This window comes from Roseivirga sp. UBA838, from assembly GCF_002296035.1.
GTDB lineage: Bacteria > Bacteroidota > Bacteroidia > Cytophagales > Cyclobacteriaceae > Roseivirga > Roseivirga thermotolerans.
In genome coordinates this window covers 36,980-50,879 of sequence record NZ_DBHC01000046.1, presented here as the reverse complement: position 1 = coordinate 50,879, position 13,900 = coordinate 36,980, and the positions used below count along the sequence as shown (strand labels likewise).

General features: G+C 39.5%; 15 protein-coding genes and 1 pseudogene. 11 read left to right on the top strand and 5 right to left on the bottom strand.

From position 1 onward, the window contains the following. The 5 genes and pseudogenes from B3O12_RS17025 to B3O12_RS17005 form a co-directional block, all read left to right on the top strand. A pseudogene (locus B3O12_RS17025) lies at positions 1-238 on the top strand (FAD-dependent oxidoreductase); the annotation flags it as partial. Positions 239-259: 21 nt separating this feature from the next. After that, positions 260-2,011 carry a flavin monoamine oxidase family protein gene (locus tag B3O12_RS17020; protein WP_286757184.1) on the top strand — a complete coding sequence of 584 codons (1,752 nt, stop codon included), beginning with the start codon at positions 260-262 and terminating at the stop codon, positions 2,009-2,011. 297 nt (positions 2,012-2,308) lie between these two features. Next, positions 2,309-2,503: a cold-shock protein gene (locus tag B3O12_RS17015; RefSeq protein ID WP_189631291.1), complete on the top strand. Its 195-nt coding sequence runs from the start codon at positions 2,309-2,311 to the stop codon at positions 2,501-2,503. Positions 2,504-2,590: 87 nt separating this feature from the next. Next, positions 2,591-3,043 carry a cold-shock protein gene (locus tag B3O12_RS17010; protein ID WP_189631292.1) on the top strand — a complete coding sequence of 151 codons (453 nt, stop codon included), beginning with the start codon at positions 2,591-2,593 and terminating at the stop codon, positions 3,041-3,043. 244 nt (positions 3,044-3,287) lie between these two features. After that, positions 3,288-3,440 (top strand): hypothetical protein, encoded by a 153-nt coding sequence (locus B3O12_RS17005; protein WP_286757182.1) that lies wholly within the window; start codon positions 3,288-3,290, stop codon positions 3,438-3,440. A gap of 10 nt (positions 3,441-3,450) precedes the next feature. Here the strand turns inward: B3O12_RS17005 and B3O12_RS17000 are convergent, their stop codons facing one another. From B3O12_RS17000 to greB, 5 genes are all read right to left on the bottom strand, one after another. After that, entirely contained in the window at positions 3,451-3,876 is a 426-nt protein-coding gene (locus B3O12_RS17000) for a hypothetical protein (protein ID WP_286757181.1), read from the bottom strand. 19 nt (positions 3,877-3,895) lie between these two features. Then, complete coding sequence (locus B3O12_RS16995) at positions 3,896-4,573, bottom strand: hypothetical protein (RefSeq protein WP_286757180.1); 678 nt, start codon at positions 4,571-4,573, stop codon at positions 3,896-3,898. Next, positions 4,570-5,088 carry an RNA polymerase sigma factor gene (locus B3O12_RS16990; RefSeq protein ID WP_286748317.1) on the bottom strand — a complete coding sequence of 173 codons (519 nt, stop codon included), beginning with the start codon at positions 5,086-5,088 and terminating at the stop codon, positions 4,570-4,572. Before B3O12_RS16990 ends, B3O12_RS16995 begins: the two co-directional genes overlap by 4 nt. An 11-nt stretch (positions 5,089-5,099) precedes the next feature. Next, entirely contained in the window at positions 5,100-6,167 is a 1,068-nt protein-coding gene (locus tag B3O12_RS16985) for an alpha/beta hydrolase (RefSeq protein ID WP_286757179.1), read from the bottom strand. 473 nt (positions 6,168-6,640) lie between these two features. Further along, positions 6,641-7,156 (bottom strand): transcription elongation factor GreB, encoded by a 516-nt coding sequence (gene greB, locus B3O12_RS16980; protein WP_286757178.1) that lies wholly within the window; start codon positions 7,154-7,156, stop codon positions 6,641-6,643. Positions 7,157-7,609: 453 nt separating this feature from the next. Here greB and B3O12_RS16975 point away from each other — a divergent pair, with 453 nt between their 5' ends. The 6 genes from B3O12_RS16975 to B3O12_RS16950 all read left to right on the top strand — a co-directional run bounded on the left by B3O12_RS16975 (position 7,610) and on the right by B3O12_RS16950 (position 13,898). Further along, complete coding sequence (locus B3O12_RS16975) at positions 7,610-8,431, top strand: DNA adenine methylase (RefSeq protein WP_286757177.1); 822 nt, start codon at positions 7,610-7,612, stop codon at positions 8,429-8,431. Continuing rightward, positions 8,403-10,754 (top strand): DGQHR domain-containing protein, encoded by a 2,352-nt coding sequence (locus tag B3O12_RS16970; protein WP_286757176.1) that lies wholly within the window; start codon positions 8,403-8,405, stop codon positions 10,752-10,754. Before B3O12_RS16975 ends, B3O12_RS16970 begins: the two co-directional genes overlap by 29 nt. A gap of 66 nt (positions 10,755-10,820) precedes the next feature. Next, the gene (locus tag B3O12_RS16965; RefSeq protein WP_286757175.1) at positions 10,821-11,216 is read left to right on the top strand and encodes a hypothetical protein; all 396 of its coding nucleotides are present in this window, start codon (positions 10,821-10,823) and stop codon (positions 11,214-11,216) included. Then, complete coding sequence (locus B3O12_RS16960; protein ID WP_286757174.1) at positions 11,209-11,697, top strand: hypothetical protein; 489 nt, start codon at positions 11,209-11,211, stop codon at positions 11,695-11,697. Before B3O12_RS16965 ends, B3O12_RS16960 begins: the two co-directional genes overlap by 8 nt. A gap of 1,056 nt (positions 11,698-12,753) precedes the next feature. Beyond that, positions 12,754-13,341: an RNA polymerase sigma factor gene (locus B3O12_RS16955; RefSeq protein WP_286757173.1), complete on the top strand. Its 588-nt coding sequence runs from the start codon at positions 12,754-12,756 to the stop codon at positions 13,339-13,341. Continuing rightward, positions 13,338-13,898 carry a hypothetical protein gene (locus B3O12_RS16950; protein ID WP_286757172.1) on the top strand — a complete coding sequence of 187 codons (561 nt, stop codon included), beginning with the start codon at positions 13,338-13,340 and terminating at the stop codon, positions 13,896-13,898. The genes B3O12_RS16955 and B3O12_RS16950 overlap by 4 nt, the downstream gene beginning before the upstream one ends. The last annotated feature ends 2 nt before the right edge of the window (positions 13,899-13,900 follow it).

The window sequence follows — 13,900 nt, the reverse complement described above, 5'->3', positions numbered from 1 at the left end:
TTTTACTTCTACTTGTCTGGTGGCCCTGAGCAAAATACCGAACAAGGAACTCATTATAGATTTTGCACCAAATTATGTAGATAACTATAAGAATGTGGTGATTTATGCCACAGGCTGGGCCGCAAAGTTTACACCATACTTAGGAAAAGTTCTGGTAGATCTAAGTCTCGATGGTCATACTTCAATCGATTTAAGTCCTTTTAAAATGGGCGACCAATTCTTCAAAGCATTAAAGTAACATACAAAACAACTTTACATTATGAACAAAAACACACCACTCAACTCCGGTTTTAAAGACGGACTTCAGGTTGAAGTTGCCATAGTAGGAGCCGGAACCTCAGGCCTCTACAGTGCCTACCGCCTGTTGGACGAAAAGAAATACAACGGAAGCCAGGTACAAATATTCGACATGAACACCAAGCTGGGAGGAAGGTTGGAGTCGGTTATTATGCCGGGTATGAATTTTTGGGGCGAACTAGGAGGCATGAGATACCTTACTTCGCAAGAAATAGTGACTACGCTCATAGAAGGTTACCCACTCACTGAGCCGGATCTGAACAAACGAACTCCGGTACTTAAGGATAAAATGACACCGGTGCCGTTTCCTATGGGCAATACTTCCAAGCTACTTATGTATTTACGCAAAGAGCATTTTAAGCAAGATGCATGGGAGGTGGCCCAAAAGCAGAATAAAAAACTTACTACCCGTTACTTCCTTAACCAGGACGATATTGGCTACAGTGCCGATCAGCTCTTTAATAAAATCATTTACGATGTATTAATGGCCGACCCGTGGTTCAAAACCAACTATGGAAGTAAAGTAAGTCATGAGGCCGGCAGCTACGACTACACATTTATGCTTACCAGTCGGGATTGGGACGAGGTAAAACCCATGCTCACCTATAACTTCCCGGGCTCGCCTTATCATGCCCGAAAAGTAAACGACATAGGTTTTTGGAACCTCATTAAAGACCAGGTATCACAAGAAGGATATCTGTTTTTGGCCAATGCCGGAGGCTACTATTCCAACACCATCAACTGGAACTCTGCCGAGGCATTTCCCTATATGGTTGGAGATTTTTCGCAAAACCCAACCTATAAAACCATTGAAGAGGGTTACGACAGTATTGCCTACGCCCTGGCCAATCAGTATATGGAATACTCCGGAGCCTGCATTTGGAGCGAAAACCAACTTCTTGACTTTGGTAAAAACGATGAGCAGTCCAAGGGCAGGTACCAGCTGACCTTTCTGAATTTAAAGAGTAATGAAAAATGGCAGGTATATGCCAACTCCATTATTCTGGCTATGCCCAGAAAGTCGTTGGAGCTGCTCAATCAGCAAAACTTCTTCTTTAGCGATGACAGTGTAAACAACAACATGCGATCGGTGATTAAAGAGCCTTCTTTTAAGATTCTGATGGGCTTTGAACGGCCCTGGTGGAAGGAGTTGGGCATCGATTCAGGGCATTCCATTACCGATCTGCCAATGCGACAATGTTACTACTTCGGTACCGATCCCAACAACCAGCACTCTATGCTATTGGGTAGCTATGGCGACATGGAAACCGAAACTTTCTGGAAGGCTCTTTCAGACGATGAGCTGTTGTTTGAAGTAAAACCTACCCAGTCGGTTGGAGCCGAAGAAGTAAAGAGCCTCAACGATGTACAGGCCAGCCAGTTTATGGTGAACGAGCTAATGAATCAGCTGAGAGAGTTGCACGGTGACAGCGTAGAAATTCCCGATCCGTACATTACCTATTTCAAAGACTGGACAGACGATCCCTTCGGGGCGGGCTACCACGCCTGGAAAGCCGGTTTTAAAGTGAACCGTGTAATGCCCTACATGCGCAAACCCATTTCGGGCGAAAACATTCATGTTTGCGGAGAAGCATACTCCGATCAGCAAGGTTGGGTAGAAGGTGCATTTTGCGTGGCCGAAAATATGCTGCAAGAACACTTTGGATTAGGCTGGCCATACTGGCTCGACAAAGACTATTATTTGGGCTGGTAGAACAATCAGACCGGGGTTGCCTGTGCAAATCTTGCCTGTGGGGCAGTTTGCATGGGCGGCCTTCAGTTAAATTATCTTGTATTTTGATGGCAGAATAGGAAATGCCATTAATTAACCCCACCTTTGCCATAAGAAATAGCAGGAGTAGCTTTTCTTTATTTAATCCCACCTGATTCAATAAAAATTTTGCCCCACTTATTTCTTGATTAAAATGCCTGAAAGGGCAAGCCTTGGGTTGTACGTCTAAAACCATTTAGTACAGCTCCGGGAAATAGTAATTCATTAATGTTTAATACAATGCAAAAAGGAACAGTTAAATTTTTCAACTTCTCTAAAGGTTTTGGCTTTATTGTGCCTGCCGATGGAGGAAACGACATTTTCGTTCACCAGTCAGGTCTTACTGAAGACATCCGTGAGAATGACGAGGTAGAATTCGAAACTGAGCGCGGTAAGAAAGGTATCAATGCCGTGAAAGTAAGAGTAGTAGCTTAAGCACTAAACTTTATACCACTCGATGGTGTACCTGTGATGGGCTATCGAGTGGTTTTCAATACTTTATATTCATTTCTAAATTAATTTATGGCCCGATCACAAACCACATTCAACAAAAAAGAAAGAGAAAAAAAGAAACTTCAGAAGAAGAAAGAAAAGCAGGCAAGACGCGAAGAACGCAAAGCCAATTCTTCTGATGGTAGTCTGGATAGCATGATGGCTTATCTGGACGAAAATGGAAACATTACAGACACCCCACCAGATCCGAACGCAAAACCAAACAAGGTAAAGGCTTCGGATATTGAAATAGGTATTCCTAAAAAGGAAAAAGAAGACCTGACTGCCGAACGCAGAGGTCGTGTAGCCTTTTTTAATCATGCCAAAGGCTACGGATTCATCGATCAGGATGGAACCAAAACCCGCTACTTTGTACACATCAATAGCACCAAAGAAACCATTCAGGAAGGCGACAAAGTAAGCTTTGAGGTAGAACAAGGTCCTAAAGGACTGGTAGCCGTTCAGGTGAAAGTACTTCGCTAAACCCTACTGATTTGCCGATACTTGCAGGGTTGGGATTTTTCCGACCCTTTTTTAATGCAATTGGTTTTTGGTTTATAATTCATTGTTCATGGTTTATGACCTTCCCGAAACACAATGGCTTAAGACTTGTTATACCTAAAAAACGTATGACCCGGCAAGAAGCACAATCGGCCATAGATGCCATACCTCTGGGGCTACACTGGAGCTTGTTAAAACCAACGGAGATATTATTCAGGTAAAACTGATGAGTAAGGACCTTAGCGCCATTGAAGCCAAAGACTATGGCGCTGTTACGGTACCCCAATTGCCTCCTGCACTTACCGTTGTAGGTGGTACCCGATTTGGCAAATACAGAATAGAACTATCTGAATTGGTGAGCATTGCCAGGGTTGGCTAAAGCATTTCGCTCAACCTGAGGTCTGAGTTTTTATAGCGCTTTTCTTTAAAAAGCCCTTTATGTAGCTTGTATAAAAGTGCCCCCAGGGAATAACTATCAGCTCAACCAGTATTGCAATCCTCCAGGATAGAAAAAGCTCCTCACCGGCAGGCTTACCACTCGTGTACAAAGGGTAATAAATACCCACTACCCAAATAAGTTTATATAAGAACTGAAGCACCATAAGCGGAAGCAGTTTATATGGATACCTAATGCCAAGCAACATGAGTAGGGCATAAGCAGCCCAAACACTGTATGTAACTCCATAGATCGGATCCCAGGTGCCTTCGGGCATAAGAATTTCCCTCCATGCCTGAAAACCAACACTTACGGCCGTAGCCAGATAAATAAACTGCAGTAAATAGGTTCTGATTTTATTGAGTTTTTGAGAATGCATGCTCTGTCGATGGTTGATGTCAGGATTCGTTGTTTTCAAACGTTTCGAGTTCCTGAAGATGATTAAGTACTTTGTTTAAAGAAAAATTGATAGATAAATCTGTAAGAAATGACTGTTTGGCGAGCTTTTGCCACATGACACCATTGCCCGGTTTGTCATACTTGCTTAGCAACCAATGGGCGAAAGGAAACCAGCTCACCAACAAGAACACATGAGCCCATACCGTGAGAGGACTCTTCTGCCAGGTGTTTACAAGAGCATTGGCAATATCCCATTGAAAAAGGGTGATAATCAACGACCAGAAATAGACTATACAACTGTAGAAAATTAGCCGATTGTGCCGAATTCTTTCCAGCTTTAGCCTTTCAATCTTCTTCTGATACTTTGCTATGGGCAAAGCCACATTTAGGCTATACATACCCTGGAGTTGTTTTATGTTCAGGAACGCAACCCAACCACTAAGCAGCCATAAAAGTACTGCACCCATAACAACCGCTATAACCTGTTTTTGACTCCATAAAACCATGGTTGACCACCCCAGCATTACCAGGTTATAGAACAAAAAGAGCCATGTATTCAACTTGGTTCGGTCGATTACCCGTTCGGCCTTTTGATGCTTTACTTCCTTAAAAATCCTTAGCACCAGGTCATCAGAATTCTGGGCTTTCCATGCACTATGCAATTTATCTTCTATCATAACCCTCTTTCTTCACGTTCAAATTGTTGCTTCAATACCTTCTTTATCCTAGAAATCTTTGTTGCCACATTAGTTTTACTAATGCCCAATGCAGCAGCCATATCGTCATAAGTCTGTTCATCCAAATAGAGTAACATTAATGCCCGATCTAGCGGACGCAGGCGCCCAATGAACCTATAGAGAAGCTTGCGGACTTCCTCAGTCCGGTCCAGTTCTTCAGCTTCAATTAACTCTAATTCAACCTCTTCAATGGCTCTGTACATTTGCACCCGTTTGCTGTGTTTTCGGTAAAAGGAGATGGATACATTAAGAGCAATGGTATATACCCAGGTAGAGGGTTTATACTTTGGGTTATAGTTGGGCCACGATTTCCAAAGGTTATAGCTTACTTCCTGAATGAGGTCGTCTCTATCGTTCTCTGTGTTAGAGTAGGCGTTGGCCACTTTTATAACAATGCCTTTGTGCTGCTCCAAAAGTTGGAAAAACTGTTTTTCGCTATGGTTAAATGCTTTCACTAAAAAATACTCTATTGAAAGTGCCGATTAAACCAGGAAGAAACAATGCTCATGGCTTTTTTGCTGTGGCGTATACCTCCATGTGAAAGCCCTTCTAACACTACTGCCTCACCATTGCTAAATTCTGAAACAGCAACCGGGTAAGCCGAAGCCCGGAATACTTCGTCTTTACCTCCCGCTAAAACCAGCAGAGGTTGGTTTACAGCCCTTAAGCCCTCACGGTAATCATTGGGAGCCATGCTTTCAAATGCCCTGTAGGTATAATGACGAAAGGGGAACTGCTCCGGCAGATTAAAATATAGCACCGGCAAACTATCATATCTATGTTCTTGGAGCAGGTTCAGTATTTTTATTCCCAGAATCCTCCTGGAATGTGCTTTTAGCATTTGAGAACTATCGGGGGTGTCAGAAGATGGCACAGAAGTAGGGGAGTTTTCACCCAACAGAGGGGCAAATAAAACATAGCCGCCTACTTCGGGTACGTTCTTCTTCATGGCATAGCGAAGAGCTATTCCACCGCCCATGGAATGTCCTGCCAGAATAATCTTGCGACTTGGTTTTTGCTTCATTAAAAAGGCCACTACATCGGCCAGGTCGTCCACATACTGCTCCACATAACTCACATCTCCTTTAATACCTTCGGAATTGCCATGGCCTCTAAAATCCAGGGCTATTACCTCAGCACCGGTGGCCTCACGCAACAGGCCTGCCGTTTTGTTGTACAGATAACCCGTAGAGAGAGCCGCATGGAGTAATAGAAAGGTGTAGTTACTTTCTGAGGTATAATGATAGGCCTGCAGCTTGTTTCCATCCCTCATGGTCATTTGAATCAGGTGGTTGGCATATACCTGTTCAAAGCCAATGTCTTCCAACTCTTTTGAGGTTGGGGTAGAACTTTGAAAAGGGAAAAACTCCGGTGCTTCAGAGTGTATCAAACTAAGAGCCTGTTGAACAATGATATCCAAAGCCCCGGCCGTTTGAAGAGAGTCTCTCGCTTGTTGAGCATTGCCATTGCTCGCCAACATCAGCCAAGTGATACAGATTCCAATTAGCCCACGTGCTTTTGTTTTTCTTAACATTTTTCCTGAGTGATTTTTTTCATAACCCTTTACTCAATTATTCGCAGCAAGGGCCTGAAAATCACACCGATAAGTATAAAACGAACAAGCCCACTCAATCAACAATACCTAATTAACTCATAATCAACACTTCAAGTGAAGTGGGGTCGATGTCAAGGTCAGTCCTTTCTTAACATGGGTAAAGCCTTAAATCACGGGAGGTGCTCTATAAATTAAGGCTTTATTGAGCCGCGTACACTTTCCATTCAGAGCCAGCAGTCGACCTCTCGGCCCTTTCGCCATAGTTCAAATAATAGATTTCATTTAATGAGGGGTCTAACTTTACTAGCTCGTTCAAGCAAACACAGACAAAAGACCAATAACCCCGTGGGCAAAAAAGAGATTCCGGATATCCGCTGCGCTACTTCCGGAATGACGTACTGATGGTGAGCTGGGCCACTATTTGATGATGTACAGTTCCTAAATGAATTATCCTACTTCTCGTACTCGATACTCATGATTTTCCAAACAAAATCACCCAACTTGGTCGTAACAATGGCTTCGTCACCTACTTGTTTACCAAGTAATGCTTTGGCCATGGGGGAGTCCATAGAGATATAATTTTTATTGCCAATAAGCTCTTCATAACCTACAATCCGGAAGCGATTACGGAGGCCTTTTGCTTCGTTTTTGATTTCTACCCAGGCGCCAAAATTTACTTTTCCTTCCTGGTTGGGGTGGTAGTTTATGACTTTAAAGTCATCGATACACTTCCTTAAATAACGAAGACGACTATCAATTTCTCTTAGCCGTTTTTTGTTGTAGTGGTAATCGGCATTTTCTGAACGGTCTCCCAGGCTGGCGGCCCACGACACCTTAGCGGTAACGTCCGGGCGTTCCACGCGCCACAAATGATCATGTTCCTCCCTTAGTTTTTCCATGCCTTCGGGAGTAATCATTTGCGAGCGATTGAGTTTGGGTAGCGTTGATTCAGGGATTTTTCGCCTCATGGTCAATGAGCTGATTTTGACTTTTTAGCAAAATAAGCGAATGAACAGCAGTTTGTTGGTGCCAAATACATGAAAATAGAGCGATATTTTGCCTGAGACTTTCGGCAGATATTTGCAGAGTAATCGTGGATCACTCATAATCATCATTCCTTTGACATAAAATCTGACGTTATTGTACTGGAGTCGATAACTGATTTTATGTAAACCACTGCGTGGCCGCAAAACACTATGATTGTTATATAATGTCCTGCGTTATGTTAATGTAGCTTAGGGATTGAGGGGAGGCCCTTTTTCATCCTTTGGAGCAGTCATGAGCACTCTTTTGATCTCTTTGGCGAGAGGGAGGGAAGTGGGAATGGCAAATGTGTGCGGAATATATAAAACAGTTCTGTATTTTTCATTTATGTTCTTAAATTGTAGTTTTTTAATATTTAGATAACCCAAGCATATTAAATGAAGCCATTTTTAAGATGGGCTGGCGGAAAAAATTGGCTAGTAAAACACATTGATTCAATCGTTGGATTAAATGATTACAACAACTACCACGAGTTATTTCTTGGTGGTGGGTCAATCTTTTTCCATCTAAATCATACCAATCAGGTTTTCTTGTCAGATTTAAATGAAGCCTTAATTAATACTTACATACAGATAAGAGACAATGTTGAGGATGTCATTAATCATCTAAATACTTATACAAATAGCGAAGAATTTTACTACCAACTAAGACCTATTCAATTCGATGACCCAATTGAAAAAGCTGCTCAGTTCATTTATCTAAATCAAACATCATTCAACGGGATTTACAGAGTAAATCTTAATGGTATATATAATGTTCCATACGGTCGAAGAACTAAAGATTTCATACAAGCAGAATTGTTGAGAGAGTCTTCAATTAAACTGCAAGGTGTACACTTAGAGGCTGGACCTTTTTATGATTTTTCAAATAATATTCAAGAAGGAGATCTAGTATTCCTAGATCCACCTTATACTATTACACATAATAATAATGGCTTCATAAAATACAATGAACACCTATTTTCGGAAGAAGATCAAAGAGGATTGTCGAGATTCATACAACAGATTATTGAGGTAGGTGCATATTATATCTTGACTAATGCTGCCCATCACGATATACAAGCCATTTTTCATCATAATGCACCTATGACTTTAACAAGGGCAAGTTTGATCGGAGGGCGCATGGCACAAAGAGGTAGATATGAAGAATACTTATTCACCAATATAGAGAATGACTTTATTGAAACAAATAGAAATTGATCAAATAAAAGATAAACTATCTGATGATATTTCACAGCTGGGTAAGATTTACAAAGCCAAGAAAAGTGCATTTATATCCATAAGTGTAGATCATAATCTTGTAGATGGTTACTTAAATGATGGGTGGGAGGTTGAGAAAATTCTCAAGACAAAAACAAGGGTCCGGAAGCCCAAAACCCATCACAAAAAATTTGAGGACGGTGTTTGGTGTCAATTCTATGATCTTGGATATCGATACTTGAACTATGATGATACATTTAAATTGCCGTATGGCAAAGAACCGGAGGATAAGAAACAAATAGATGTAGTCGCTATTGATAAAGAGACAGTAATTCTCATTGAATGTAAATCGAGTGAAAAACCAAAACCTTCCAATTCATTGAAAACAGAATTTGAAGGACTAGAAAAAAGGCTTGATGGGTTTAGAAAAGCAATTGACCAGGCTTTTGGTAAGGGTCTCAAAGTCAAATACATTTATGCTACAAGAAATTTAAGAATAGATCCAGAAAGTATTGAAATTGAGAGATTGCTCAAAACAAAGTCGTTTTACTATAATGACAATACTTATGAGTATATAAACAGCCTTATAAAAAACTATAAAGGAGCCGCGAGATATCAATTTCTTGGATTGATGTTTAAGGATCAACTCATTAATACTAATAAGATCGAAATTCCTGCTGTAGAAGGTTCAATGGGTAATAAAAACTATTATATGTTCTCATTAGAGCCGCATATACTTCTTAAGTTAGGATTTGTATTACATAGAACAAGAGCCAATGAAGCAGAAATGCCAACATATCAAAGACTATTGGTACCTAACAGACTTAAAGGAATACGTAAATTCATAAATGAAGGGGGGTATTTTCCAAATTCCATCATTATCAATTTTGCTCAGAGAAAGCATAAAGTGATCTTTGAAGCATCATCAAGATCTGGTGATTCAAATTCTAGATTTGGGATGTTAAAAATTCCAAATGCATATGCCATAGCATATATAATAGATGGTCAACATAGGGTATACGGGTATTCAGATACCAATTTTACTGAAAGTAATACAATTCCTGTTGTTGCTTTTACTGATCTAGATTCAATTGAGCAATTGAAGATTTTTTTTGATATTAATGAAAACCAAAAAGCAGTAAGTCCTAGTCTGCGAGGAACACTTCAAAGAGATTTATTATGGGATTCTGATAAGGCGGATCAACGATTAAGTGCACTAAGGTCCTCAATCACTATTGAGTTAGCTGAATCTCCAAATGGTCCACTATTCAATAAGATAGAAGTAGGAGAAGACTCTGCAATTCTAAAATTGTCTGCTTTTTTAAGTGGTCTTCAAAATTCAGGTTTGTTACCAAAGGCACGAGGTAATAACTATATACCTGAGAGTACAGCTGGATCTATTTATAATATTCATAATCAAAATCACAAGAAGGAAATGATGCGTACTGAGAAGATCGCAGTACAATTTCTTAATTTGTGCTATGGGCTAGTTGAAGAACAATACCCAGAAGTGTTCGAAAGAGAAAGATCTTTAATAATGTCTAATAGAGGCTCATATGCCTACATTAGTTTGGTAGGAAGTTTAAATACTTGGGAAACGATCAAAGGGAATCTTGACTATAAATCTTCTGGCAAAGAAAGGTTTGAAACTATTTCAAAGTATTTGATTGCCCTATTAGATCAACTGAAGTCCTTAACTACAGAAGAAGAGGAATCGTTACTTTCCAAGTACGGTTCTGGTGCTGAAAAGAAATGGTCTTTAAATTTTCAGCTATTAGTAAATAAAGTCTTTCCAGAATATGAAACTAATGAATTAGTTATCTGGAAAGAAAGACAGGATAAAGACTTATTAGCAAAAGGACGCCATTTTGGAGTAGAGATTGAGAAATTCATGAAGCACCAAGTGCTACGGAAAATTCAAGAGATCTTTGGAGATGATTGGGAATTAGAAATTAATAGCATTAAAAGGAAATGCTTAGAAAGAGCTGAGGAAGAAAAAGAGAAAAACTACAAGGAGGGTCTAGGACGAACTGAGATTGAATGGACAGAAATGTTCACAATCAATGATTACAAATCTATTATAGATAAATACTGGACCAGAAAGCCAGAGGGTAATGGTGATTATGAAACGTTCCAAGATCAATTCTCTATAGATGTTGGAGAAGGGCTTGGAAGTAAGGCAAAAAGTGTAAAATGGATCTCAAGGTTTAATTCATTAAGAAATTCTTGGGCACATGAGGGAACCAAGGAAAAAGGATTGAGTAAGGAAGAGGTGAGGTTTTTAGAAGATATCTATAATCGGTTCTACCCATCATTTAACTGATTAGGTTTACACAACTAGTCTCAACTCCGTCCATTATCCAAACTAGATCAGCTAGCAGAAACTATCATGAAAACGGTCTTTTCTCTCTCTGAAAATCATCATGTTATTCAGAGTTATCTAAATCATAAAAGAGCACATTTTAAGGTTATAAATCGGGTAGGGGAGTCAGAGTGTGATATTCTCTGTCGTCAGATCAATATTGAGAAGATAAACTATGCTTTTGTGTCCAAATCTGATCTTGAAAGAGGTTTGAGAAGTGATCTTTGGGTCGGCTTGGTTTTGTTTATAGATGGTCAGAAACCAACAAAATACTTACTTCCAAGCACAGTTTGGCATGAGCCAAATCGGCTATTCACAGATACAGCAGTCAAGAATCCTGAGTATGGAATTAACTTAAATCAGCATACAATGAAGGAGTTTGTTGAGAATTATGCTCTCGAAAAAATGATCGAAAATGTTTGACGAGGTTGTTGTTAATAGCATTGAACAGGCCAAAGAACTTCCTGCTGTAAAGCGGGTCTATCAAAGCGAATTTGTTAGGTCTAAAATTAATCAATTTGAAAAATTCTTAGGTAGGATAATTAGGAGGAATGTAAAGAAAGCCGTTGCTCCAACTAAGAAGAAGCTGACTTTGTTAAATTGGATATTAATTAATGGTGTTGTGTTCGCATATTTTGCTGGTAAAGCAGATGCACAGAGCATTGATCATTTAGAATATGTCTATCAGAATTACTCAATAATTGGAACTTGGGGAATTGCTGCCAATGTTGGCGCACTAATTCTTCTAGGTCTCGGCAAAATTTTACGAATTGCAGCAAGAATAGCACTACATGTATTTGCTGTTCTTATAGTTGCATTTTTTGTCTATTGGGTGATTAAAAAGTTGTTGGACTTCTTCACAAAGGAAACTGAATTAAAGGAAGAAGTTCCTCCAACCCAGTAGTCATATATTATGTTAAGTAGAATCTCATCTACATTCAGTCGGGCTGGTTGACAGAATAGCGACCCATGCGTTGGGCCGTGGGTGGAAGCTTAATTCTGTCTAGAATTTTGCATACTTTTTATCAATGAAAAGTATGAGCCCAGCGCCTGCCTGCCGGTAGGCAGGGCTTGAGTGATTAAGCGAACACAGATAAAAGATAGATTTCTTAAAAGATAGATGGCCTATGAGCTATGCAGACTCTACTAAGAGTTTTAAGAGATTCCGGATATCCGCTGCGCTGCTTCTGGAATGACGTTCTGATGGTGAGCTGTGTCAAAACAAAGCGCCCGCCTGAGCGAATTCATTCGGGCAGGTTGGCCTTCAAGTGTTTTACAGGCAAATTACTAATTGCAGAGAAGTGCGTAGCATTAGTCAGGCTCAATTGAAAAAATTCTAACGCCCGAGAATTGAATATTTGTAAGCAATCTGGCCAATAGTGCAGATGACGTAAAATAGAGTAATACACTTTGCTGATAAATCTCTTGGTCGGGCTTACTTGAGTCTCGGCCCGGATTGATCTGGCTTAAAACGATAACCAAGAACTTCAAAGAAAGACGAGAGTGTACGGTTCCCGATACTTCGGGATTAAACTAATATAGAGTTATATAACAAGCGTGGCCGTAATTCCCTTAACATAAAACCTAACGTTATCGTACTGGCGTAGCGATAACTGGTTTTATATTAAATACTCACTATGCTCGTATTACAGGAATAACTAAGGATTTGTTATATAATGTCCTGCGTTATGTTAATATAGCTTAGGTCTTGGGCGGGATTAATAGTTTAGGGTTTGGCCTAATTCATCAATCAATGGCACTCACATCATTTCTTAGTAGGAACGAGCACTCTTTTGCCACTCCTCTCGAATGAGGAATTACCATGCCGCAGTGAGAGATGTAGGATAGGAGGGAAGGAGAGTGGCAAATGTGTGCGGTAAAGTAGTTGGTAATTCATAAATTGATTCATGCTTATTGAGTGATGTAACCTAAATGCATATGTATTTATGAAAGGAAAAAAATGTCGAAACAGAAATTAGAAATAATACAATTAGTTAAGGAGAATCCTAGAAAGGGTCTTGAAAAACTATTTGAAAAGTACTCAAATAAGCTTTTTTCCTACTGTGTCTCGAATTGGGATTTTTCAGAAGATGAGGGTTGGGATCTAATCTATTCGACTTTCGAGACAATATTAGATTCGATAAAAGGATATGATTTTGAATCCGAAAGGCATTTTGAGAATTTTCTATTTAAAGTTTTTAAAAATAATTTAAGACAACTGTACCGTAAGCAAAAAGCACTTTTAGAACACATTCAATTTGTTCCACTAGAATTAGAAGGGCTGGAAAAAGAGGGCGAAAAATTGTTTGGGCAGATGCATGACGAAGACCTTAAAGTATCAAGTCCTCAAATTGAACTTCTGAATCACGCACTTGAAAGGCTGAATGATTCTGACAGAGAACTACTATTGTTAAGAGGTCAAAATTTTAGCTATGAGCAAATCGCTTCTTTCCTTGGAATTGAGGACAACCAATTGAAGGTTAAGGCTCATAGAGCAAAGAAGAAACTTGTTGATTTAATGATTAAACTACAAAATGCAGAACAATGAGCACTGATAAAAAATATGATATTATTGATAGTGTTTTATTGAAAAGGTTCTTGGAAAAGGATGATTTTGATAACACAAAACTCATTCTATCAAGTGAATATGATGTAAATATTGACCAAGGTAAAAGGTCGCAAATATTTAATCAACTTGTAGGACTTGCCGAGAAACCAACTTTTGGATCTTTGATAGGTAAGATTGAAACCGAGACAGTTCAGAGTATTGCCAAAAAAGTAGGTATTTCTGAAGAACAACTAGAGAGGATCTACCGTGATGAAGTTTTGATCAATAGAATTCCTATTACTCGGTTAAAAGTATTCTTGGAAACGCTTAATCTTTCATATGAAAAGGTGAAGGATGCGATAATTCGGACTTCTGAAATTCTTAGTACCCAATCAAAAGCAATGACTTTTGACCAAAAAATGGGAGTCGCCTTTCGAAGAAAAATGTCCGATAATATAAGTACGGCTTCATGGGGAAGTGATTTTAAATCAGACTTATTCGACAATAATGAAGCCTTAAGTAAGTATCTGGATAAACTTAATGAATTAATGTCCTAGAA